Origin of the sequence: Priestia megaterium (genome assembly GCF_023824195.1) — a bacterium.
Taxonomy (GTDB): domain Bacteria; phylum Bacillota; class Bacilli; order Bacillales; family Bacillaceae_H; genus Priestia; species Priestia megaterium_D.
This window is the reverse complement of sequence record NZ_CP085442.1, coordinates 4056514-4079822: the sequence shown is the minus strand read 5'-3', so window position 1 is coordinate 4079822 and position 23309 is coordinate 4056514. Positions and strand designations below refer to the sequence as shown.

22 protein-coding genes and 1 pseudogene are annotated in these 23309 nt (G+C 39.3%); all 23 read left to right on the top strand.

Annotation, left to right across the window (positions count from 1 at the left end):
• Positions 1–216: 216 nt before the first annotated feature.
• The 23 genes and pseudogenes from rimP to LIS78_RS21070 all read left to right on the top strand — a co-directional run bounded on the left by rimP (position 217) and on the right by LIS78_RS21070 (position 23018).
• Positions 217–687: a ribosome maturation factor RimP gene (gene rimP, locus LIS78_RS21180; RefSeq protein ID WP_013084764.1), complete on the top strand. Its 471-nt coding sequence runs from the start codon at positions 217–219 to the stop codon at positions 685–687.
• A 37-nt stretch (positions 688–724) separates the two neighbouring features.
• Complete coding sequence (nusA, locus tag LIS78_RS21175) at positions 725–1837, top strand: transcription termination factor NusA (RefSeq protein ID WP_013058839.1); 1113 nt, start codon at positions 725–727, stop codon at positions 1835–1837.
• Positions 1838–1850: 13 nt separating this feature from the next.
• Positions 1851–2132, top strand: coding sequence for an RNase P modulator RnpM (rnpM, locus tag LIS78_RS21170; RefSeq protein ID WP_013058838.1), 282 nt, complete (start codon positions 1851–1853; stop codon positions 2130–2132).
• A complete protein-coding gene (locus LIS78_RS21165; protein WP_013058837.1) occupies positions 2132–2431 on the top strand; it encodes a YlxQ family RNA-binding protein in 300 nt (99 codons plus the stop codon). Before rnpM ends, LIS78_RS21165 begins: the two co-directional genes overlap by 1 nt.
• Positions 2432–2453: 22 nt before the next feature.
• Positions 2454–4322, top strand: a pseudogene (infB, locus tag LIS78_RS21160) (translation initiation factor IF-2); the annotation flags it as partial.
• Complete coding sequence (locus LIS78_RS21155; protein ID WP_013058835.1) at positions 4319–4597, top strand: DUF503 domain-containing protein; 279 nt, start codon at positions 4319–4321, stop codon at positions 4595–4597. The pseudogene infB and the gene LIS78_RS21155, both read left to right, overlap by 4 nt.
• A gap of 14 nt (positions 4598–4611) precedes the next feature.
• Positions 4612–4977, top strand: a complete 366-nt coding sequence (gene rbfA, locus LIS78_RS21150; protein ID WP_013058834.1) for a 30S ribosome-binding factor RbfA — start codon at positions 4612–4614, stop codon at positions 4975–4977.
• Positions 4978–5069: 92 nt separating this feature from the next.
• On the top strand, positions 5070–5987 hold the full coding sequence (gene truB / locus LIS78_RS21145) for a tRNA pseudouridine(55) synthase TruB (RefSeq protein WP_252284317.1): 918 nt from the start codon (positions 5070–5072) through the stop codon (positions 5985–5987).
• A gap of 28 nt (positions 5988–6015) precedes the next feature.
• The gene (ribF, locus tag LIS78_RS21140; protein WP_013058832.1) at positions 6016–6972 is read left to right on the top strand and encodes a bifunctional riboflavin kinase/FAD synthetase; all 957 of its coding nucleotides are present in this window, start codon (positions 6016–6018) and stop codon (positions 6970–6972) included.
• Positions 6973–7121: 149 nt separating this feature from the next.
• On the top strand, positions 7122–7391 hold the full coding sequence (gene rpsO / locus LIS78_RS21135; RefSeq protein ID WP_013058831.1) for a 30S ribosomal protein S15: 270 nt from the start codon (positions 7122–7124) through the stop codon (positions 7389–7391).
• Between the two features lie 168 nt (positions 7392–7559).
• Complete coding sequence (pnp, locus tag LIS78_RS21130) at positions 7560–9686, top strand: polyribonucleotide nucleotidyltransferase (protein WP_013058830.1); 2127 nt, start codon at positions 7560–7562, stop codon at positions 9684–9686.
• Positions 9687–9828: 142 nt separating this feature from the next.
• Entirely contained in the window at positions 9829–10809 is a 981-nt protein-coding gene (locus tag LIS78_RS21125) for a polysaccharide deacetylase family protein (protein ID WP_098622953.1), read from the top strand.
• A 28-nt stretch (positions 10810–10837) separates the two neighbouring features.
• Entirely contained in the window at positions 10838–12082 is a 1245-nt protein-coding gene (locus tag LIS78_RS21120; RefSeq protein WP_028411394.1) for a M16 family metallopeptidase, read from the top strand.
• 98 nt (positions 12083–12180) lie between these two features.
• Positions 12181–12447 carry a YlmC/YmxH family sporulation protein gene (locus LIS78_RS21115; RefSeq protein ID WP_195782017.1) on the top strand — a complete coding sequence of 89 codons (267 nt, stop codon included), beginning with the start codon at positions 12181–12183 and terminating at the stop codon, positions 12445–12447.
• A gap of 188 nt (positions 12448–12635) precedes the next feature.
• Positions 12636–13535, top strand: a complete 900-nt coding sequence (gene dpaA / locus LIS78_RS21110; RefSeq protein WP_013058826.1) for a dipicolinic acid synthetase subunit A — start codon at positions 12636–12638, stop codon at positions 13533–13535.
• Positions 13535–14140 (top strand): dipicolinate synthase subunit B, encoded by a 606-nt coding sequence (locus LIS78_RS21105; RefSeq protein WP_013058825.1) that lies wholly within the window; start codon positions 13535–13537, stop codon positions 14138–14140. The genes dpaA and LIS78_RS21105 overlap by 1 nt, the downstream gene beginning before the upstream one ends.
• 191 nt (positions 14141–14331) lie before the next feature.
• Positions 14332–15375: an aspartate-semialdehyde dehydrogenase gene (gene asd, locus LIS78_RS21100; RefSeq protein ID WP_252284316.1), complete on the top strand. Its 1044-nt coding sequence runs from the start codon at positions 14332–14334 to the stop codon at positions 15373–15375.
• A 39-nt stretch (positions 15376–15414) separates the two neighbouring features.
• On the top strand, positions 15415–16647 hold the full coding sequence (gene dapG, locus LIS78_RS21095) for an aspartate kinase (protein ID WP_252284315.1): 1233 nt from the start codon (positions 15415–15417) through the stop codon (positions 16645–16647).
• 75 nt (positions 16648–16722) lie between these two features.
• Positions 16723–17595 carry a 4-hydroxy-tetrahydrodipicolinate synthase gene (gene dapA, locus LIS78_RS21090; RefSeq protein ID WP_252284314.1) on the top strand — a complete coding sequence of 291 codons (873 nt, stop codon included), beginning with the start codon at positions 16723–16725 and terminating at the stop codon, positions 17593–17595.
• A 195-nt stretch (positions 17596–17790) separates the two neighbouring features.
• Complete coding sequence (locus LIS78_RS21085) at positions 17791–19458, top strand: ribonuclease J (RefSeq protein ID WP_252284313.1); 1668 nt, start codon at positions 17791–17793, stop codon at positions 19456–19458.
• Between the two features lie 105 nt (positions 19459–19563).
• Complete coding sequence (locus LIS78_RS21080) at positions 19564–20316, top strand: ClpP family protease (RefSeq protein WP_013058820.1); 753 nt, start codon at positions 19564–19566, stop codon at positions 20314–20316.
• Positions 20313–20522, top strand: a complete 210-nt coding sequence (locus LIS78_RS21075) for a YlzJ-like family protein (RefSeq protein ID WP_013058819.1) — start codon at positions 20313–20315, stop codon at positions 20520–20522. Before LIS78_RS21080 ends, LIS78_RS21075 begins: the two co-directional genes overlap by 4 nt.
• Positions 20523–20660: 138 nt before the next feature.
• Positions 20661–23018, top strand: coding sequence for an FtsK/SpoIIIE family DNA translocase (locus tag LIS78_RS21070; protein WP_252284312.1), 2358 nt, complete (start codon positions 20661–20663; stop codon positions 23016–23018).
• Positions 23019–23309: the final 291 nt, after the last annotated feature.

Here is a 23309-nt window from a genome sequence, read left to right as displayed (position 1 = left end):
ATTCGTTTTTTCTGTAGATTTTCAATCACCATGATTGATTTATTATGTGACGTTTAAAATCCTGCAACACAAATGACAACATTTCCACTCTAGTAGGTTAGACCTCTTATAGAGTGCAAAATAAAAATAGCAAATAAACCACTCTTTTTTGATATAAGAGACATAAAAAACGCGTAACCTAAACATACCATGCAATGTCTCGAAGGGAGGATTAGAATGAGTAAAAATGTAAAACAAACAGTGGAAGAAATGGTTTCCCCTATCTTAGAGGAAATGAATTTAGAGCTTGTTGAAATTGAATACGTAAAAGAAGGAAAAGATTGGTTTTTACGTGTGTTTATCGACTCTGATACCGGCGTGGATATCGAAGACTGCGGAGCAGTAAGTGAAAAATTGAGTGAGAAAATGGATGCAGTAGATCCAATCCCTCATAACTATTTTTTAGAAGTATCATCACCTGGTGCGGAACGCCCATTAAAAAAAGATAAAGATTTTGAACGTGCAATTGGTAAGCATGTATACATAAAAACATATGAACCAATTGAAGGTGCAAAAGAATTTGAAGGCGAATTACAATCATTTGACGGAGAAACTGTCACATTATCTATTCGTATCAAAACACGCACAAAAACGGTGGTTTTACCATATGACAAAGTCGCTTTTGCTCGATTAGCGATTGTATTTTAATGTGTAGGGGCCAATATTAAAGGGGGATTATCCAACGATGAGCAGTGAGTTATTTGATGCCTTAGTCATTCTTGAAAAAGAGAAAGGCATTAGCAAAGATGTAATTATTGAAGCAATTGAAGCAGCGCTAATTTCTGCTTACAAACGCAACTTTAACCAAGCGCAAAACGTACGCGTTGATTTAAATTTAGAAAGAGGTTCAATGCGCGTGTTTGCTCGCAAAGATGTGGTTGATGAAGTATATGATCCACGTCTGGAAATTTCGGTTGAAGAAGCACAAACAATCAACCCTAACTTCCAGCTAGACGATGTGGTTGAAATCGAAGTAACGCCAAAAGACTTTGGACGCATCGCGGCTCAAACAGCAAAACAAGTTGTTACACAGCGTGTTCGTGAGGCGGAACGAGGCGTTATCTATTCAGAGTTCAGTGATCGCGAAGAAGATATTATGACAGGTATTGTTCAGCGTCAAGATTCGCGCTTCATTTATGTGAGCCTTGGCAAAATTGAAGCATTGCTTCCTCAAAGCGAGCAAATGCCAAATGAACAGTATAAACCTCATGATCGTATTAAAGTGTATATTACGAAAGTAGAAAAAACAACAAAAGGCCCACAAATCTATGTTTCACGTACACACCCAGGTCTTTTAAAACGTCTTTTCGAAAAAGAAGTACCGGAAATCTATGACGGTACAGTTGAATTAAAATCAGTAGCTCGCGAAGCTGGAGACCGTTCAAAAATCTCTGTTCATTCTGAGTATGCTGAAGTAGATCCGGTCGGTTCTTGTGTTGGGCCAAAAGGTCAGCGCGTACAGGCTGTTGTGAATGAACTAAAAGGTGAAAAAATTGACATCGTTCGCTGGTCAAATGATCCAGTTGAATTTGTTGCCAATGCTTTAAGTCCATCTAAGGTAGTAGATGTGATTGTAGATGAAAATGAAAAAGCAACAACTGTTATCGTTCCTGACTATCAGCTGTCACTTGCAATTGGTAAACGTGGACAAAATGCACGTCTAGCCGCTAAGCTGACAGGTTGGAAAATTGATATTAAAAGTCAATCAGAAGCTGAGCAAGAAGGTATGGTTGTAAAAAACAGCGATGATATGCTAGTAAGTCAACATGCATTTGATTCAGATGAAGATATGGAATAAGAGGTGAGCCAAGGTGAACAATCGTAAAAAAGTCCCGATGCGAAAATGTGTGGCCACTGGAGAAATGAAGCCTAAAAAAGAGCTAGTACGCGTTGTACGCTCAAAAGAAGGCGACGTTTCAGTTGATGTAACGGGTAAAAAGTCCGGGCGCGGAGCTTATGTAAGCAAGGATAAAGAAGCAATTTTATTGGCAAAAAAGAAAAATGTGCTTTCGACACATTTAGGCGCGTCAATAGATGAAGCGGTTTATGAAGAGTTGCTAGCGCTTGTAGAAAAGGAGAAACAGTCACGCTAATGAATGAACAATGGATCTCCTTTTTAGGGCTTGCAAACCGTGCACGCAAATTGATTTCTGGAGAAGAACTTGTGGTTAGAGAAGTTCGGAAACAAAAAGCAAAGTTAGTACTTTTAGCAAGCGATGCGTCTGAAAACACAAAGAAAAAAGTAACGGATAAATGTTCTTACTACAACGTTTCGGTTAAAATCGTTCCCGATCGCTACACGCTAGGTCAAGCGATTGGTAAAGATGCTCGAGTTGTGGTAGCCGTTATGGACGAGGGATTTGCTAAAAAGCTAGCAACGATGCTCGGTTAATTTTATGGGGGTGAAAGTATTGAATAAAAATACAAAATCAACAGCTAACAAAGGAAACAATAAAGGTAACAAAAAGCCACAGGCACAAAAGTCACAGGCACCAAAAGGTAGACCAGCTCCAGCAGCTGCAAAAGAGTTACCGGAAAAAGTAACGTTTGTCGGAAGCTTAACGGTTTCTGAGTTAGCAAAAGAATTAGGCAAAGAGCCTTCTGAAATTATAAAAAAACTATTTATGCTTGGTGTAATGGCAACAATTAACCAAGAGTTAGATAAAGATTCTATCGAACTAATTGCCGGAGAATACGGTGTAGAAGTTGAAGAAGAAGTAGTGGTAGATGACACTGCTTTTGAATCATTAGAAATCATTGATGACGAAAAAGACCTTCAAGTGCGTCCTCCAGTTGTTACAATCATGGGTCACGTTGACCACGGTAAAACGACGCTTCTTGACTCTATCCGTAACACAAAAGTAACGGCTGCAGAAGCAGGCGGTATCACGCAGCATATCGGTGCTTATCAAGTTGTGGTTGACGAAAAGAAAATTACATTCCTTGATACACCAGGGCATGCTGCATTTACAACGATGCGTGCGCGCGGTGCGCAAGTAACGGATATTACAATCCTTGTTGTTGCAGCAGACGATGGTGTAATGCCTCAAACAATTGAAGCGATTAACCATGCAAAAGCGGCAGAAGTGCCAATTATTGTTGCGGTTAACAAAATGGATAAAGAAGCAGCAAATCCAGATCGCGTTATGCAAGAACTAATGGAGCACGGCCTTGTAGCTGAAGAGTGGGGCGGAGAAACAATCTTCTGTAAGCTTTCAGCCATTTCAGGTGAAGGTATCGATCAATTGCTTGAAATGATTTTACTTGTAAGTGAAGTAGAAGAGTTAAAAGCAAATCCTAACCGTCGTGCAGCAGGTACAGTTGTAGAAGCACAGCTAGATAAAGGCCGTGGGTCTGTAGCAACGCTTCTTGTTCAAACTGGTACACTACGCGTAGGTGATCCAATCGTAGTCGGAAATACGTTTGGCCGCGTTCGCGCAATGGTAAATGATATCGGCCGCCGTGTGAAGGAAGTAGGACCATCTACTCCGGTTGAGATTACTGGCTTAAACGAAGTTCCGTTAGCTGGAGATCGTTTCTTAGTGTTTGAAGATGAGAAAACAGCTCGTCAAATCGGAGAAGCTCGTGCTCAAAAGCAGCTTGAACAACAGCGCGGTGAAAAGTCTCGCGTAAGCTTAGATGATTTATTTGAAAAAATTAAACAAGGTGAAATGAAAGACTTAAACCTTATCGTAAAAGCAGACGTACAAGGTTCTGTAGAAGCATTGGCTGCTGCTCTTCAAAAGATTGATGTAGAGGGTGTAAATGTTCGTATTATCCATACGGGTGTAGGTGCGATTACAGAATCTGATATCATTCTTGCAACTGCTTCTAACGCAATCGTTATCGGCTTTAACGTGCGTCCGGATGCTGGAGCAAAACGTACAGCTGACGTAGAAAACGTAGATATTCGTCTTCACCGCATTATTTATAAAGTAATTGAAGAAATTGAATCTGCGATGAAAGGAATGCTTGATCCTGAGTTTGCTGAAAAAATCATCGGTCAAGTGGAAGTACGTCAAACATTCAAAGTATCAAAAGTTGGTACAATCGCAGGAAGTTACGTAACAGACGGTAAAATTACGCGTAACAGTGGAATTCGTTTAATCCGTGACGGAATTGTTATCTTTGAAGGTGAAGTAGATGTGCTAAAACGCTTTAAAGACGATGCAAAAGAAGTCGCTCAAGGATATGAGTGTGGTATTACAATTAAAAACTTCAATGATATTAAAGAAGGAGATATTATTGAAGCATATGTAATGGAGCAAATTGATCCTAAATGATTGGACTAGTGGAGTGTGAATGCTTAATTTACGATGCTGCTTCTCTTAAAGAAAAACGTGCCGTGCTTCAGCGCATCTTGATGCGCTTGAAGCAGCGGTTTAACGTATCAGTTTCAGAAACTGATTTTCAAGATGTGTGGCAACGAACAAAAATTAGCATTGTCGCAGTCTCATCTAGCCGTGTCACAACGGAACAAGAACTGCAAAAAGCGCTAAGCTTGATTGATTCTTTTCCAGAGATTGAACGTACCATTACAACTTTTGATTGGTTATAAAAGGGGTGACACAGATGAACATAAGAGCAACTAGAGTCGGAGAACAAATGAAAAAAGAGATGGGCGAGATTTTAAATCGTAAAATCAAGGATCCGCGCATCGGTTTTGTGACTGTAACAGATGTTCAAGTATCAGGCGATTTACAGCAAGCGAAAGTTTATATCTCTGTTTTAGGAGATGCTGAACAGCGTGAGAATACGTTAAAAGGACTTGCGAAAGCAAAAGGATTTATTCGCTCAGAAATCGGTCAGCGCATTCGCTTACGTAAAACACCTGAAATTACGTTTGAGTTTGATGAATCAATTGATTATGGTAATCGAATTGAATCATTGCTTCATGAAATTAAAAAAGAAAGCGATGACCATCAAGAGAACGAATAAGATCAGTGAATGTAGAAACAAAAAAGGGTGTCTCAAAAGTGGTTTTTGCTTCTGAGACACCCTTTTTTAAATGAAAAGGAGATGAAGAATGAGTGGACGGTGTTTTAGTTTTACATAAACCAGCTGGCCTGACTTCGCACGACTGTGTGTTTAAAGTCCGAAAGCTGCTTCGTACTAAAAAAGTAGGGCATACAGGCACATTAGACCCAGACGTTACAGGGGTATTGCCTATTTGCATCGGTAGAGCTACCAAAATTGTAGAATATCTAACAGGAGCTACTAAAACCTATGAAGGAGAAGTTACACTCGGATTTTCTACAACAACAGAAGATTCTTCCGGAGAGGTTGTAGAAGAAAAGAAAGTAGTGGATTCTTTTTCACGTGCTCAAATCGAAGAAGTGCTGTCTTCGATGACAGGAGAACTTCAGCAAGTCCCTCCAATGTATTCAGCGGTAAAGGTCAAAGGTAAAAAACTATATGAATATGCAAGGCAAGGAATCGAGGTAGAGCGCCCTGTTAGAACCATTCATATCTATAACTTTGAACTGCTGGATGATCGCGCTACATTTGAGGGAGAACAAATTTCCTTCAAATTCCGCGTAACGTGCAGCAAAGGTACATATGTGCGAACGCTTGCTGTGATGATTGGAGAAGCTCTTGGCTATCCATCTCATATGTCGTATTTGCAGCGAACGGGTTCGGGGCAGTTTTCACTGGAAGATTGTGTGACATTTGAAGATATTGAGCGGGCGGTAGAAGAAGAAACGATCAATGAGAAACTACATTCGATCGAAGAAGCTCTTAATCATTTGCCGAAACTTCAAATTAGTGATACATTAGCAGAGAAAGTGAAAAACGGCGCGGTATTGCCGTGTACGGAAGATGAAGAGTTAAAAAAAGAACCATTCTTTTTAATGATAAATTCTGCAGGCAAGTGCTTAGCAATTTATGCTCAGCACCCAACAAAAAAACATTTAATGAAGCCGGTTAAAGTGTTGGCAATCGACTAGACCGGTTAGGGAAAAGGTGAACTGTGTTTTGGAAACGATTGAAATTCGACATCCACACCACTTTCAACGAGAAGCTGTTCAACAATCAGTGTTAGCGCTTGGTTATTTTGATGGTGTGCATTTAGGGCATCAGCAAGTGATAAATTCAGCAAAACAGTTAGCGGATGAAAAAGGCATAGCTAGTGCTGTTATGACGTTTACTCCTCACCCTTCTGTGGTGCTCGGGCGCAATGTACAGCACATTGATATGATCACACCACTTCAAGAAAAAAAGAAACTCATTGAGGAAATGGGAATTGACTTTTTATATATCGTTCATTTTGATAAACAGTTTGCAGCACTATTGCCTCAAGAGTTTGTTGATCAGTATATTATTGGCCTGAATGTGCAGCATGTGGTAGCTGGATTTGACTATACGTATGGAAAGTTAGGTAAAGGAACAATGGAAATACTACCATTTCATTCTCGATCAAAATTCACTCAAACAACAATTGATAAGTTAACAAATGGCGAAGAAAAAATTAGTTCAACGCTTATTCGCGAAAATTTAGCAAATGGAGACATGCATCGAGTAAAAGAGCTGCTTGGGCGCTATTATGAAGTGTCAGGTACAGTAACTCATGGAGAAAAGCGAGGCAGGCAAATAGGTTTTCCGACTGCTAACATCGCTTTAGACGATGAGTATTTACTTCCGCGCATCGGCGTGTATGCTGTTGAGCTTCAGCTCCACGGCAAGTGGTATGCAGGAGTATGCAACGTGGGCTACAAGCCGACTTTTCACGATAATTTAGAAAAGCCAACAATCGAAGTCCACTTATTATCATTTGACGAGCAAATCTACGATCAGCACGTAACGGTGAAATGGCACCGAATGATTCGTTCAGAAAAAAAGTTCAGCGGCATCGAAGAGCTTGTCGGTCAGATCTCAAAGGACAAGGAAGAAGCCCTTGCTTATTTTGAAGGAATTCAAAAACATAAAAAATAAAAAAATATATATAAATAGTTGCTACGACTTGCTTTTTGTTCTAATAAGTAGTAACATAACACTTGTATGTAAAACAACCATTGCTTGGCATTACGATTCACCAACGTTTTGCTCGGTAACTGGGGTTTAATAATAAGGAGGTGAATAGGATGGCTATCACACAAGAGCGTAAAAATGAAATCATTAGTGAGTACAAAACTCATGCGAACGACACTGGTTCTCCAGAAGTTCAAATCGCTGTCCTAACAGAGCAAATTAACAATCTAAACGGTCACTTACGTACTCATAAAAAGGATCACCATTCACGTCGTGGTCTTTTAAAAATGGTAGGTCGACGTCGTAACTTACTTAACTACCTACGTAACAAAGACGTTACTCGTTATCGTGAGTTAATCAACAAACTTGGTTTACGTCGATAATAAGAAGAAAGCGGGAGCATTCCCGCTTTTTTAGTATGTACATTTAAGAAACATTAAAGATGCTACATAATGTGAAAAAAGCTATTGTTTTTGGATATTTCGTTTATAATAAAACTATCACATTTGATTACATACATATTTTATATGTAGAGAGGGGTACTCGTCGATATGGAACAAGAAAAACGAGTGTTCTCCGTAGATCTAGCTGGACGAAAGCTAGAAGTTGAAGTTGGCCAGTTGGCAAAACAAGCAAATGGCGCAGCATTAATCCGCTATGGAGACACAGTTGTATTAAGTACAGCAACGGCTTCAAAAGAGCCTAAAAATGTAGATTTCTTCCCGTTAACAGTAAACTATGAAGAGCGTTTATATGCAGTCGGTAAAATCCCAGGTGGATTCATTAAGCGTGAAGGCAGACCAAGTGAAAAAGCAATCTTGGCTAGCCGTTTAATCGACCGTCCGATTCGTCCTTTATTCGCAGATGGTTTCCGAAACGAAGTTCAAGTTGTCAGCGTTGTAATGAGCGTAGATCAAAACTGTTCTTCAGAAATCGCGGCAATGTTCGGTTCTTCATTAGCATTATCAGTATCTGATATTCCATTTGAAGGTCCTATTGCAGGCGTAATCGTAGGCCGTGTAGACAATGAATTTGTTGTAAACCCAACGGTAGATGAGCTTGAAAAAAGCGATATTCATCTGACGGTTGCTGGTACAAAAGACGCGATCAACATGGTTGAAGCAGGCGCGGATGAAGTACCGGAAGAAGTAATGTTAGAAGCAATTATGTTTGGACACGAGCAAATTAAAAAATTAATTGCGTTCCAAGAAGAAATTGTAGCAGCAGTAGGCAAAGAAAAAGTAGAAGTTGAGCTTTATACTGTTGATGCTGACCTTGAGCGTCAAGTTCGTGAAATTGCAGAAGGTGACATGAACCGTGCCGTTCAAGTTCAAGAAAAGCATGCGCGCGAAAATGCGATTAAAGAAGTGAAAAGCGCAGTAGCTGCAAAATTTGAAGAGCAAGATGTAGAAGAAGAAGTACTAAATCAAGTGAATGAAATTTTATCGAAGCTTGTTAAAAGTGAAGTGCGTCGCTTGATCACAGAAGAAAAAGTGCGTCCTGATGGCCGTAGTATTGACGAAATTCGTCCACTTTCTTCTGAAACAAACTTGCTTCCTCGTACACACGGATCTGGATTATTTACGCGTGGACAAACTCAAGCGCTTAGCATCTGTACATTAGGTGCACTTGGCGATGTGCAAATTTTAGATGGTTTAAGTGTAGAAGAATCTAAACGTTTCATGCATCACTATAACTTCCCTTCATTTAGTGTTGGTGAAACTAGACCGATGCGCGGACCGGGTCGTCGTGAAATTGGACATGGTGCGCTAGGTGAACGTGCACTTGAGCCGGTTATTCCAAATGAAAAAGATTTCCCTTATACAATTCGTCTTGTATCTGAAGTATTAGAGTCAAACGGTTCTACTTCACAAGCAAGTATTTGTGCAAGTACGCTTGCAATGATGGATGCTGGGGTTCCAATTAAAGCACCTGTAGCAGGGATTGCCATGGGTCTGATCAAATCAGGTGAACACTACTCGATTCTAACGGACATTCAAGGAATGGAAGATCACCTAGGAGATATGGACTTTAAAGTAGCAGGTACGGAAAATGGCGTAACTGCGCTTCAAATGGATATTAAAATTGACGGGTTATCTCGTGAAATTTTAGATGAAGCCCTTCAACAAGCAAAAAAAGGCCGTATGCAGATCTTAAATCATATGATGTCAACGATTGCTACGCCTCGCCAAGAGCTTTCTCAATATGCGCCTAAGATCCTTACAATGGCTATTAACCCTGATAAAATTCGTGATGTTATTGGACCAAGCGGCAAGCAAATCAATAAAATTATCGAAGAAACAGGCGTTAAAATTGATATCGAACAAGATGGTACAATCTTCATTTCTTCTATTGATCAGCCGATGAATGAAAAAGCGAAGAAAATTATTGAAGATCTTGTACGCGAAGTTGAAGTCGGCCAAATGTACTTAGGAAAAGTAAAACGAATTGAAAAATTCGGTGCATTTGTAGAAATCTTCAGCGGAAAAGATGGGCTTGTTCATATTTCAGAGCTTGCAGAAGAGCGTATTGGAAAAGTAGAAGACGTTGTATCGATTGGCGACGAGATTTTAGTTAAGGTTATGGAAATTGATAAACAAGGCCGCGTTAACTTATCTCGTAAAGCAATTTTAAAAGAACAAAAAGAAAAAGAAGAAAAAGCAAAAGAAACAAAATAATCTTCTTTTACTACTATATAGATATTGTGAAATCGTCCATACATGAAGAAAATCCATGTGTAGGGCGATTTTATCGTTTGTAGATGTTTGTTCTACCTTGTCCTCTTTATACATATTTTAAATGGTAAAGGGGGAAGGATAAGTGAAGAGAACCATTGTGCAATTTACAGCATTTCTATTTTTACTGGCAATTACATATAAATCTATTTATAATCCTTTTGCTGAAGCATATATAGAAGCACTTAAATCCGATGTACAACTTGTATCAGCTCAGCATGATGCGTTATATCAAAAGATTGAAGAAAAAGCAAAAGATTATGAAAAGCCAGCAGCGAATGCACGAATCGATCCCGTTTGGAAACGGGTTCCTGGCTATAACGGCATAAAAGTTGATCTTGCTGCTTCTTATAAAAATATGAAACCTGCGGGTAAATTTGATGAAAAAAAACTAGTGTACAAACAGGTTAGACCAAAGGTTCACTTGAGGGATTTACCACAGGAACCTATCTACCGTGGACACGATGAAAAGCCTATGGTATCGTTTACAGTGAACGTAGCATGGGGGAACGAGTATTTGCCTAAAATGTTAGAAGTGCTAAAAAAGCACCATGCTAAAGCAACCTTCTTTTTAGAAGGAAAATGGGTTAAAAATAATCCAGATATGGCAAAAATGATTGTAGACGCAGGGCATGAAGTAGGAAACCACTCTTATTCTCATCCTGATATGGCCACTTTATCGGCTAGTCAAATCAATCAGCAGCTTAAAAAAACGAATGATATTATTACATCTACTACGGGACAAAAAGTAAAATGGTTTGCTCCGCCGAGCGGCAGTTTTCGCCCCGAAGTAGTAACGCTTGCTTCTCAGTTAAAAATGAGTACAATCATGTGGACAGTTGATACAATCGATTGGCAAAAGCCAAGTTCAGAAGTGTTAATTAATCGAGTAATGAAAAAGATTCACCCAGGGGCTATTGTACTGATGCACCCGACTGAATCAACGGCTGAATCGCTTGACCAATTGTTAACCGATATTGAACGCAAGGGCCTGAAAGTTAGCGATGTGTCAACAATGCTAGATGAAGAAAGAATGATGAAAATACCTTCTTCTACTAAGAAGTAAGTGAGATAAGCAAAAGGGAGGCACTAGCTTGATAAAACGATATACGTGCAAAAATGGTGTAAGAATTGTATTGGAAAATATCCCAACTGTTCGATCTGTGGCCATTGGGGTGTGGATCGGAACGGGTTCTCGAAGTGAACACCCTGAAATTAATGGTGTATCACATTTTCTTGAACATATGTTTTTTAAAGGAACAAAAACAAGATCTGCTCGTGAAATTGCAGAAAGCTTCGACCGCATTGGGGGACAAGTAAATGCATTCACTTCTAAAGAATACACGTGCTACTATGCAAAAGTATTAGACGAACACGCAGATCAAGCGCTAGATGTGCTGGCGGATATGTTCTTTAATTCTTCATTTGATGAAGAGGAATTAGCTCGTGAAAAAAATGTTGTATATGAAGAAATTAAAATGTATGAAGATACACCTGATGATATTGTACACGATCTATTAGGAAAAGCCGTATACGGCAATCATCCATTAGGCTATCCGATTTTAGGAACGGAAGATACGTTAAAAACATTTAACGGTGATTCGCTTCGTCAGTATATGGAGCAAATGTATATTCCCGAAAACATCGTTATTTCAGTAGCTGGAAACATTGATGAGAGTTTTATTCAACAGGTGGAAAACTATTTTGGTACATATACGTCAAGTCATTCCGCTCATCAATATGTTCAGCCAGAGTTCCATACAAATCATATTGCCCGCAAAAAGGAGACAGAACAAGCTCATCTTTGCCTTGGCTTTAAAGGTTTGCCAATCGGCGGAGAAGATGTATATAGCTTAATTGTACTAAATAACGTGCTTGGTGGAAGTATGAGCAGTCGTTTGTTCCAAGAAGTCCGCGAACAGCGCGGCTTGGCTTACTCTGTTTTTTCTTATCATTCTTCTTATCGAGACAGCGGTCTTGTAACGATTTATGGGGGGACGGGAAGCCATCAGCTCGACGTATTATATGATACGGTTCAAGAAACGCTTTATGATCTGAAAGACAAAGGTATTACGGATAAAGAACTTGCTAACAGCAAAGAGCAGCTGAAAGGAAACTTAATGCTGAGCCTTGAAAGTACAAATAGCCGTATGAGCAGAAACGGAAAAAATGAGTTAATGCTAGGCTATCACCGTTCATTAGATGAGATTTTAGACCTTGTTAATGCCGTGACTAAAGATAGTGTAAATGGTCTTGCGCGAGATATTTTCAAAGATGAATTTGCTCTTTCGCTAATAAGCCCGAGTGGAGATTTACCTAAAGGCTTCAAAGGAAATTAAACAGTAAAAGTAAGGTTGGCTAAAATAATTGAGCCAGCCTTATTTTTTTGTCATTTTTTGTATGGTTGTTCAATAAATTAGATGAAAGGAGGGATTCTATGAGATTAAGCGAACTGAGTGGAAAAGAAATTGTAGATGTTAAGCGAGCAGAGCGTTTGGGTATTTTAGGGCAAACAGATCTTGAAATTAATGAACATACGGGACAAATTAATGCGCTTATTATTCCATCTGTGAAGTGGTTTGGGTTTCGAAAACAAGGAGATGAAGTGCGAGTGCCGTGGGGGAATATTGAAAAAATTGGTACAGATATGGTGATTGTAAATGTCCAGCGGCTAGAAGATATAAATAATGAGTCAACAAAATAAGAAACGAGATGCTTCCTGCATCTCGTTTCTTTTATTTTCAGGGATAAAGATTCACCGATTCCTGTGTGTTTACATAGTATGTTGAAGAAAAGCAATAGGCATTCTAGGGCGTAATGATAGCACTTTACATCTCGATGGTTTAAGCGAAGGATACATCTATTTAATGTTAAAGAAGGTGAAAATGAAACATGTTAACGGATTTGCACATAGCTGTAATTGGCGGTGATGCTAGGCAGCTTGAAGTCATTCGAAAATTAATTCAATTAGATGCAAAAACCTCTCTTATTGGTTTTGATCAGCTAGATCATGGTTTTACAGGTGCGACGAAATATCAGATAGAGGAGCTGGATTTTTCAGATGTTGACGCCATCATCCTTCCCGTGCCTGGAACAAATCACGAAGGGCAAGTAGATACTATTTTTTCAAATGAAAAAGTAGTGTTGACTGAAGAAATACTTAAAAAAACGCCTGAGCACTGCATTATTTATTCTGGTATTAGCAATGGGTATTTAAATGAATTAGTCAAAACGACAAACCGTAAACTCGTTCAGCTATTTGAGCGTGATGATGTAGCAATTTATAACTCTATTCCTACTGTTGAAGGTACCATCATGCTTGTTATTCAACATACGGATTTTACCATTCACGGTTCAAATATTTCTGTCCTAGGTTTAGGAAGAGTAGGAATGAGCGTGGCGAGGTCCTTTGCTGCACTTGGTGCCAATGTAAAAGTAGGAGCTAGAAAATCTGAACATTTAGCACGTATTGCTGAAATGGGTTTGCAACCTTTCTATCTTTCTGAACTCGATAAAGAAATTGCTGATAGTGATATATGTATTAACACCATTCCATACCCCATCTTAACGGCTAAGACATTATCTAATGTCCCGACCCATGCGCTCATTATTGATTTAGCTTCAAAGCCTGGAGGAACCGATTTCCGCTATGCAGAAAAACGAGGAATTAAAGCTATTTTAGCACCTGGTCTTCCAGGAATTGTGGCTCCAAAAACAGCAGGTCAGATTGTCGCTAATGTATTAGTGAATTTATTAAAAGACGCTGCGGATGCAAGAGAGGAGAAAAAATAATGTCATTAAAAGGTAAAAGAATAGGATTCGGCTTGACGGGATCTCACTGTACGTATGATGCGGTTATGCCGGAAATTGAAAAGCTTGTTAATTTGGGAGCAGAAGTGTTACCGGTTGTTTCTTACACTGTACAATCCACAAATACTCGTTTTGGAGATGGTGAAGACTGGGTGAAGAAAATTGAGGAATTAACGGGTCACGCCGTCATCAATACAATTGTAAAAGCAGAGCCTTTAGGACCAAAAATTCCGCTTGATTGTATGGTGGTTGCCCCAATCACTGGGAATACGATGAGTAAGTTTGCGAATGCAATGACTGAATCTCCGGTACTCATGGCAGCTAAAGCAACGCTTCGTAATAATAAGCCGGTGGTACTGGGAATTTCGACTAATGACGCACTAGGGCTAAATGGTGTAAACTTAATGAGGCTAATGGCGACTAAAAATATTTATTTTATTCCATTTGGTCAAGATGACCCGGTGCTTAAGCCGAATTCAATGGTAGCGCGTATGACGATGTTATCAGACACGGTGTACGCAGCGCTTGAAGATAAACAGATTCAGCCTGTTATTGTCGAAAGGTTCCGCGACGGTCAAGAGTCATAGGACATATATGCCTCTTGCTGTTGCATGAATCTATTCAATACTGCGGCTGTAAGAGAACTCTCAATCTCAAAGAAGAGAAGATTTTAAAAATCTTCTCTTCTTTGACGCAATGAAGCATAATAATATGTTAAAATAGTCAGTATATGCAGATAAATGTTGAGTAGTTGAAAATTGTTGGAGGCGGTATTAAAATGACAAGAGAATTACATGTAGCAGTAGTAGGAGCAACAGGTGCAGTAGGACAACAAATGATTAAAACCCTACAGGAGCGTAATTTTCCAGTTGGTAAATTAACGTTATTATCTTCAGCTCGTTCAGCTGGTAAAAAAGTGTTGTTTAACGGAGAAGAAGTTGTTGTGCAAGAAGCAACTCCTGATAGCTTTGAAGGCGTAGACATTGCTTTATTCAGTGCAGGCGGGAGCATTTCAAAAGCACTTGCACCAGAGGCAGTAAAACGCGGAGCAATCGTTGTAGACAACACAAGCGCTTATCGAATGGATGAAAATGTCCCGTTAGTTGTGCCGGAAGTGAATGAAGAAGCATTACACGCACATAACGGAATCATTGCTAATCCAAACTGCTCTACAATTCAAATGGTTGCAGCATTACAGCCATTACGCGAAACATACGGCTTATCTAAAGTGCTAGTATCAACGTATCAAGCCGTTTCTGGAGCAGGCGCTGCTGCAATTAATGAATTAAAAGAACAAGCTAAAGCTATTTTAGAAGAAAAAGAGTTTACACCGGAAATTTTACCGGTTGGTGGAGATAAAAAACATTATCAAATTGCTTTTAATGCCATTCCGCAAATTGATAAATTTCAAGATAACGGTTTTACATTTGAAGAAATGAAAATGATTAATGAAACGAAGAAAATTATGAGCATGCCTGAATTGCCAGTAGCTGCTACTTGTGTTCGTCTACCGGTTGTAACAGGTCATTCAGAGTCAGTGTACATTGAAATTGAAAAAGACGGTGTAACGGTAGCTGATGTGAAAAATTTATTGGCTGATGCACCTGGTATCGTATTGCAAGATGATCCAGAAAATCAAGTATATCCAATGCCAGCAGATTGTGTAGGTAAACGAGATGTGTTTGTCGGCCGTATTCGTAAAGATTTAGATCGCGATAACGGTTTCCATATGTGGATCGTTTCTGATAACTTGTTAAAAGGTGCAGCTTGGAATTCTGTACAAATTGCAGAATCACTTATTAAGCTTAGCTTAGTAAAATAAGCGCAACCAGAGTGTCTCGGAACATGATGAGGTGTAAGTATGAAAATAATCGTCCAAAAATTTGGAGGAACTTCCGTTCGTAACGAAGAAGGAAGAGCGAGAGCAATTTATCATTTAAATAATGCTTTAAGTGAGGGTTACAAAGTAGTCGTTGTTGTATCGGCAATGGGACGAAAAGGTGAGCCGTATGCAACGGATACATTGCTTTCACTTGTTGATGGAAATAAAGCGTCTCTTAATAAACGTGAGCTTGATATGCTTATGGCATGCGGAGAATTAATTTCATCGGTTGTGTTTACGAATTTATTAAACGAAAATGGTATTAAAGCTACAGCATTAAACGGTGCACAGGCTGGGTTTGTGACGAATGATGATTTTACCAATGCCAAGATACTAGAAATGAAATGCGACCGTTTGTTAAAAGAATTAGAAGAATATGATGTCGTTGTTGTAACAGGCTTTCAAGGGGCAACTACTGAAGGTGATACAACAACACTTGGACGCGGAGGTAGCGATACATCTGCTTCAGCTTTAGGTGCAGCTCTTATGGCTGATTACATTGACATTTTCACGGATGTAGAAGGTGTGATGACAGCGGACCCGCGTATTGTAGAAGATGCAAGACCGCTATCCGTTGTCACATATAACGAAATATGCAACATGGCTTATCAAGGTGCAAAAGTAGTTCACCCACGTGCCGTAGAGATTGCCATGCAGGCAAAAGTACCGATGCGCGTCCGTTCCACGTATGCTGATTCAGCAGGTACGCTCGTTACATCTCAAGGTGAAGCACAGCAGCGTGGAAGTGATGTGCAAGAACGCCTTGTAACAGGCATCGCGCACGTATCCAACGTCACTCAAATTAAAGTTTTTAGTAAAGAAGGCCATTATGATACGCAAGCAGAAGTATTCAAAGCAATGGCACAAGAAAAAATCAGCGTAGATTTTATCAATATTTCACCGAAGGGTGTTGTATATACGGTAACAGATGAAGCAACTGACAAAGCGATTGATGTGCTTCATGCGCTAGGGTATGAGCCGGCTGTTATTCGCAACTGTGCCAAAGTGTCAACGGTTGGAGCAGGAATTGCAGGGGTGCCTGGTGTTACATCTAAAATTGTTATAGCCCTTTCTGGCGAAGGTATTCAGATTTTACAATCTGCTGACAGCCATACGACGATTTGGGTGCTTGTAAAAGAAGAGGATTTAAAGAAAGCCGTTAATGCTCTTCATGGTGCCTTTGACTTGTCAAAAGCACCGCAAAAGAGATAAACTACATGTTCCGTTAGCTATAAGCTAACGGTTCATTACATGAATAGGGATAACGCAATTTCAAGGAGTGAAAACATGATTGATTTTGGGAAAGTCGCAACAGCGATGGTAACGCCTTTTGATCATAAAGGAAATATTGATTTTGAAAAAACAACGCAGCTTATTAACTATTTAATCAGCAACGGTTCGGATGCGTTGGTTATTGCAGGAACAACGGGTGAATCTCCTACGCTTTCAACAGAAGAAAAGCTGGCGCTGTTCCGCCACTCAGTAAAGGTAGTAGATGGCCGTGTACCTGTTGTTGCAGGTACAGGAAGCAACAATACGTATGCATCAATTGAATTAACGAAAAAGGCAGAAGAAATCGGCGTAGATGCGATTATGATTGTAGCACCTTATTATAATAAGCCAAATCAGGAAGGCTTATATCAGCACTTTAAAACAATTGCTGAAAGTACAGAGCTGCCTGTCATGTTATACAATATTCCAGGGCGATCCGTGATCAATATGTCTGTTGATACAATTGTACGCCTAGCTGAACTGCCGAATGTTGTAGCGTTAAAAGATGCAAGCGGAGACCTTGACGCAATGACAGCTATTATCGCACAAACAAGCGATGATTTTGCTTTATACAGCGGTGATGATGGCTTAACACTACCGGTATTAGCAATTGGAGGAACTGGCATTATTTCTGTTGCCGCTCACGTTATTGGAAATGAAATGCAAGAGATGGTTAAGTTGTATGAGTCAGGAAATCCGAAAGAAGCAGCAAAAATTCATCAGCGTATTGTACCTGTTATGAAATCTCTTTTTGCGGCTCCAAGTCCAACGCCTGTTAAAACAGCTTTACAGCTAAAAGGATTAGACGTAGGATCGGTACGATTACCTTTAGTTCCGTTAACGGAAGAAGAACGCCAAACGTTAGTCAGCACATTAAATACGCTATAAGCTACAAGTATGTTTTTTAAACGTCTCTTCATTGACCGTATATACGAGTCGATGAAGGGACGTTTTTTTTTTTATAAGATAATAGAAGAGCAGATGACGGAAATAGACGAATGAAATTTCTTGTATTCCAATTCTTACTTCAGTTATAATGTAAGCAAATGAAATTGTACGGGTGAAAGTAAGTAGGAGGAGCTTATGGTACTAGAAAAGACAGAAAATATTAAAATTTCAGCCTTGGGTGGAGTCGGAGAGCTTGGAAAAAACATGTATGTGGTGGAAATCAATGAAAACATATATGTGTTAGATGCAGGATCAAAGTTTCCGGGAGGAGAAATGTTGGGAATTGATATTGTCATTCCGGACATTACATATTTAGTAGAAAATCAGCAGAACGTAAAAGGCATATTTGTTACTCATGGACACGAAGAGCAAATTGGCGCTATTCCCTTTATACTTCAAAAATTGGATGTGCCTGTATATGGTACAGAATTAACGCTAGCACTTATCAAAGAAAAGTTAAAAGAGTATGGAATTAAAAAATATGAAGCTTTACATCCTATCACTTCGTCAACGGTTTTATCGTTTGATGGAGTGGATATTTCATTTTTCAGAACGCAGCACAGTATACAAGATTCAGTCGGCATTTGTTTACAAACAAATCAAGGTGCGATTGTATATACAGGTGATTTTAAATTTGATCAAAATTCAGTCAGCATTCAAAGCGCTGATATCGGAAAAATGGCTGCCATTGGGGAAAAAGGCGTACTGTGTTTGCTTTCAGACAGTACAAATGCGGATAAGCCAGGCTACACAGTTTCCGAAGCCGTCATCGGACAAAATATTACCGACGCTTTTTATAAAAGCAAAGGTCGAATCATTGTTGCTGCATACAGTTCCAATCTGCACCGTATTCAGCAAATCATTCATGCCGCATATCAGCACGGCCGTAACCTGATCGTTATGGAAAAAAGTATGCTGAAAATCATTGATATTGCAGCAAAACTTGGACATTTGCAGCTGCCTGAGGATTTAATTGTTCCTGTACAAAAGCTAAAAGATCTTCCAGAACATGAAACGGTTATTTTAACAACAGGTCATCACGGAGAGCCGATTTTAGGTCTTACTCGAATGGCTAAACAGTCCCATAAATTTATTCAAATCAAACAAGATGATACGGTCTTGCTGGCTGCTACACCTGTGGCGGGGCACGAAACGACCTTTTCAAAAACAATTGACGTCATCTTTCGTTTAGGAGCAAGCGTAGTGTTTGCTCAGAAAAAAGTGCAGGCTTCCGGACACGGCAGTCAAGAAGAATTAAAATTTATGATTAACTTAACAAAGCCGAAATATGTCATGCCTGTGAATGGAGAGTATCGAAAACAAAAAGCTTATGCAAAGCTGGCCGGTCAATTAGGATTATCAGAAGATCATATTTGTTTGCTTGAAAAAGGTGAGCGAGTTGAATTTAAAGATGCTCGCATGTACCCTAGCGGTTCTATTCAAGCGGGAAATACGCTCATTGATGGACTAGGCGTCGGTGATATTGGAAATATCGTTCTGAGAGATCGCAGGCTGCTGTCACAGGACGGAATCTTAACGGTAGTAGTGACGATTAATAAACGCCAAAAAACAGTAGTAGCGGGGCCAGAAATCATCTCCCGCGGATTCGTCTATGTAAGAGAATCAGAAAAGCTTTTAGAAGAAGCAACGAAGATTGTTCAGCAAATTTTAGAAAAGTGTATGGAAGACAAAGTAATCGAGTGGTCTTCATTAAAATTAAAAATGAGAGAAAGTTTAAATCAATTTTTATATGAAAAAACCCGTCGTAAACCGATGATTTTACCGATTATCATGGAAATCTAATGTGAAGCCTTCCCGCTGGGAAGGCTTTTTATTTGCAGCTGATGCGGATGTAATAACCATGAGAAGTTCATACTACTACTATCAATAAGTGAAAGGAGTTAGAATATGTTTGAAAATAACGAAAGATTACATTCTGATGAAGCGCCTCAGCAGCCTAATAAAAATGAAGAAAGCAAGGGCGGAATATTAGATAAAATTCAACAATTAGGACAGACCAACGTGGCTCAGCTTCCTCAGGATTCTAATATTCACTGTTTAACGATTGTAGGACAAATCGAAGGGCACATGCAGCTGCCTCCTCAAAACAAAACGACAAAATATGAGCATGTCATCCCGCAAATTGTGGCGATCGAACAAAATCCAAAAATTGAAGGATTGCTTATTATCTTGAATACAGTAGGTGGAGATGTAGAAGCGGGTCTTGCAATTGCTGAAATGATTGCTTCGTTATCCAAGCCTTCTGTGTCCATTGTGTTAGGAGGCGGACATTCAATCGGTGTTCCAATTGCGGTTTCAACTGATTATTCGTATATTGCCGGTACAGCGACCATGACCATTCATCCTATTCGCTTAACGGGTCTTGTTATTGGTGTACCGCAAACATTTGAATACTTAGATAAAATGCAAGAGCGCGTGATTAACTTTGTGAGAGAACATTCTCATATTTCAGAAGAAAAGTTTAAAGAACTTATGTTTTCAAAAGGGAACTTAACGCGTGATATCGGGACAAATGTAGTTGGCGGAGATGCTGTTTCATACGGGTTAATTAACGAAGTAGGCGGAGTTGCTCAAGCGATCAAAAAATTGAATGAACTGATTGAGCAAGGACGTCAGAATGAAGAGCAGCTGCTGCAATGATTTTGTATACAATGATGCCGCAAGAACTGATCTTTCAGCAGTCTTATCATCAAGAACAATCTCAGCCAAAGCTTATTAACCATAATGGAATCCCGGTTATTGTTGAAGAAAATGAACAAAAGCAACAGCAAATTGTGAGGATTTTAAGCACGAATCCTCAAGATTATTTGAATGAAAATTATTATCCTGGTCAAATTTTGTCGTAAGGATTTCAGTATAATTATGGTGAATATGGTATAATGAATATGATGAAGAAGGCAGCCGCTGTATTGGCTGCTTTTTTATTCAACTGATAAAAGAAACAAAATCAACATAGGGTGTTGGACGTTGATTGGAGTGGAAAAATGGCAAAGAAAAAACGAAGAGGTCAAATAAAAAAGGATGAATGGAAACGCATATTACGCTTTGAGCTTATTGGCTTATTTTTATTAGCGTTAACGTTAATTGCCATGGCAGGACTTGGTGCTGTAGGACAGGCTCTTGTACTAGTGGTCCGCTTATTTATTGGTGAATGGTATATGCTGTGTTTAATCGGGATGGTTGTTTTATCTGTTTATATTATTTGGAAAAGAGAAATGCCTCCTTTAGTGACGCGGCAGCTTATCGGTACATATCTCATTATTTTATCTATTTTACTTTTTAGTCATGTGACGTTATTTGAAAATTTATCAAAAAACGGAACGTTTACAGATCCGTCTGTCATTATGAACACGTGGGATTTGTATATGCTCGAAGCGACGGGCCAATCGAATCACAGTGATTTAGGCGGAGGGATGATTGGTGCTATTATGTTTGCCATGTTCTACTATCTGTTTGATAGCTTAGGAACAGAACTTATCGCTGCCTTGCTTATTGTGATTGGGGTACTGCTTATCACCGGACGTTCGCTTCACGAAACGGTATTAAAACTTCTGTCGCCTCTAGTGAATTTTTTAACAACGGAGTTAAAAGAAGGCTGGCAAGATATTCAGACGTGGAAACATAAGAAGAAAAAAGCTCCTAAAACAACAAAAAAGAGACGCCAAGAAAAAGCTGTTCAAGAACCCGAAGAAAGCATGAAAATAGAAGTAGAAGCACCTTCGCCGCCAATTATTGAACACTTTGACTACGGAGAGGAAGAGTCTAGTCAATCTCCTGCTGCTCCTGAATCTCCGGTGCCGCCGGTTATGGAATCGAAGCCTGTAGCTGCTGCACCGCAACAGCCAAGGCCGCAAAAGGAACAGGAAGAAGAAAAAGCTCCTATGATTACATTTACTGAAACGGAAAATAAAGAGTATGAGCTTCCTCCTATCAAGCTATTAACGATGCCAAAGAAAAGCAACCAGGCAAAAGAGCATAAAAACATTTATAAAAATGCCGAAAAACTTGAAAAAACGTTTCAAAGTTTCGGCGTAAAAGCAAAAGTGGCAAAAGTTCACCTTGGACCAGCTGTTACAAAATATGAAGTATATCCTGATGTAGGAGTAAAAGTAAGTAAGATTGTCAATTTAAGTGATGACCTAGCACTTGCATTAGCTGCCAAAGATATTCGGATTGAAGCTCCAATTCCCGGGAAATCAGCGGTAGGAATTGAAGTGCCGAACGAAGAAGTAGCGATGGTTTCACTTAGAGAAGTACTTGAAGCAACTGAAAATAACCGACCGGATAAAAAGCTATTAGTTGGTTTAGGAAGAGATATTTCAGGCGAAGCTGTGCTAGCAGAGCTTAATAAAATGCCTCATATGCTTGTAGCAGGGGCAACAGGAAGCGGAAAAAGTGTGTGTATCAACGGTATTATTATTAGTATTTTAATGAGAACAAAGCCTCATGAAGTAAAATTAATGATGATTGACCCTAAAATGGTTGAGCTGAATATGTACAATGGTATTCCGCATTTATTGGCTCCTGTCGTAACAGATCCGAAAAAAGCTTCTCAAGCCTTAAAGAAAGTTGTAAGTGAAATGGAGCGACGTTATGAGCTATTTTCACACAGCGGAACGAGAAACATTGAAGGATATAACGATTTAGTAAAACGTATGAATGATGATGGAGACGCCGATGCAAAACAGCCGACTCTTCCTTATATTGTGGTAATTGTCGATGAGTTGGCTGACTTGATGATGGTTGCTTCATCTGACGTCGAAGATTCGATCACACGTCTTGCTCAAATGGCTCGTGCTGCCGGCATTCATTTGATTATTGCTACACAGCGACCATCAGTAGATGTTATTACTGGGGTTATTAAAGCAAACATTCCTTCCCGAATCGCTTTTAGTGTATCTTCACAAACTGACTCTCGTACGATCTTAGATATGGGAGGAGCTGAGAAGCTTCTAGGAAGAGGAGATATGCTGTTCATGCCTGTTGGAGCTTCAAAACCTGTGCGTGTGCAAGGTGCCTTTTTATCAGATGAAGAAGTAGAAGAGATTGTTGATTTTGTAATTGCACAGCAAAAAGCACAGTATCAAGAAGAAATGATTCCAACCGATGCTCCTGAACAAGTCGATGATTTTACAGATGAGCTATATGACGAAGCGGTTCAGCTTGTAGCAGAAATGCAAACAGCTTCTGTTTCCATGCTCCAGCGACGCTTTCGAATTGGCTATAACCGGGCTGCACGCTTAATTGATGCCATGGAAGAGCGTGGAGTGGTGGGACCTTATGAAGGAAGTAAGCCGCGTTCCGTGCTGATTTCTCAGCAAAATGAGGATGTTGGATCTTAATAATTTTCATAAAAAAGATGACTTGCATATGTGCAAGTCATCTTTTTTATGAAACGAAAGAGAGGAAGAATAGTATCATACAAAAATATGTCATGCTAAATAAATGAAATAAAAACGAATATTAAAAAATTTAATGACTAAAATGTTTGGTTTTTATCTAATATTAGAAGAAAAGCAGGTTGTTAGGTATGCTGACATTAAAAAATAACAAAAATTCATTTTTTTAAAAAAATATTAAAAATTTTAATAAAAAATTAATATAGCCTATTTATTTATCTGTCGAAAAATGAT

What these genes read in the sequence shown, in the direction of transcription:
- rimP (WP_013084764.1), top strand. Translation starts at nt 217, where the DNA reads ATGAGTAAAAATGTAAAACAAACAGTGGAAGAAATGGTTTCCCCTATC.
- nusA (WP_013058839.1), top strand. Translation starts at nt 725, where the DNA reads ATGAGCAGTGAGTTATTTGATGCCTTAGTCATTCTTGAAAAAGAGAAA.
- LIS78_RS21165 (WP_013058837.1), top strand. Translation starts at nt 2,132, where the DNA reads ATGAATGAACAATGGATCTCCTTTTTAGGGCTTGCAAACCGTGCACGC.
- LIS78_RS21155 (WP_013058835.1), top strand. Translation starts at nt 4,319, where the DNA reads ATGATTGGACTAGTGGAGTGTGAATGCTTAATTTACGATGCTGCTTCT.
- rbfA (WP_013058834.1), top strand. Translation starts at nt 4,612, where the DNA reads ATGAACATAAGAGCAACTAGAGTCGGAGAACAAATGAAAAAAGAGATG.
- rpsO (WP_013058831.1), top strand. Translation starts at nt 7,122, where the DNA reads ATGGCTATCACACAAGAGCGTAAAAATGAAATCATTAGTGAGTACAAA.
- pnp (WP_013058830.1), top strand. Translation starts at nt 7,560, where the DNA reads ATGGAACAAGAAAAACGAGTGTTCTCCGTAGATCTAGCTGGACGAAAG.
- LIS78_RS21115 (WP_195782017.1), top strand. Translation starts at nt 12,181, where the DNA reads ATGAGATTAAGCGAACTGAGTGGAAAAGAAATTGTAGATGTTAAGCGA.
- dpaA (WP_013058826.1), top strand. Translation starts at nt 12,636, where the DNA reads ATGTTAACGGATTTGCACATAGCTGTAATTGGCGGTGATGCTAGGCAG.
- LIS78_RS21105 (WP_013058825.1), top strand. Translation starts at nt 13,535, where the DNA reads ATGTCATTAAAAGGTAAAAGAATAGGATTCGGCTTGACGGGATCTCAC.
- asd (WP_252284316.1), top strand. Translation starts at nt 14,332, where the DNA reads ATGACAAGAGAATTACATGTAGCAGTAGTAGGAGCAACAGGTGCAGTA.
- dapG (WP_252284315.1), top strand. Translation starts at nt 15,415, where the DNA reads ATGAAAATAATCGTCCAAAAATTTGGAGGAACTTCCGTTCGTAACGAA.
- dapA (WP_252284314.1), top strand. Translation starts at nt 16,723, where the DNA reads ATGATTGATTTTGGGAAAGTCGCAACAGCGATGGTAACGCCTTTTGAT.
- LIS78_RS21085 (WP_252284313.1), top strand. Translation starts at nt 17,791, where the DNA reads ATGGTACTAGAAAAGACAGAAAATATTAAAATTTCAGCCTTGGGTGGA.
- LIS78_RS21080 (WP_013058820.1), top strand. Translation starts at nt 19,564, where the DNA reads ATGTTTGAAAATAACGAAAGATTACATTCTGATGAAGCGCCTCAGCAG.
- LIS78_RS21075 (WP_013058819.1), top strand. Translation starts at nt 20,313, where the DNA reads ATGATTTTGTATACAATGATGCCGCAAGAACTGATCTTTCAGCAGTCT.
- LIS78_RS21070 (WP_252284312.1), top strand. Translation starts at nt 20,661, where the DNA reads ATGGCAAAGAAAAAACGAAGAGGTCAAATAAAAAAGGATGAATGGAAA.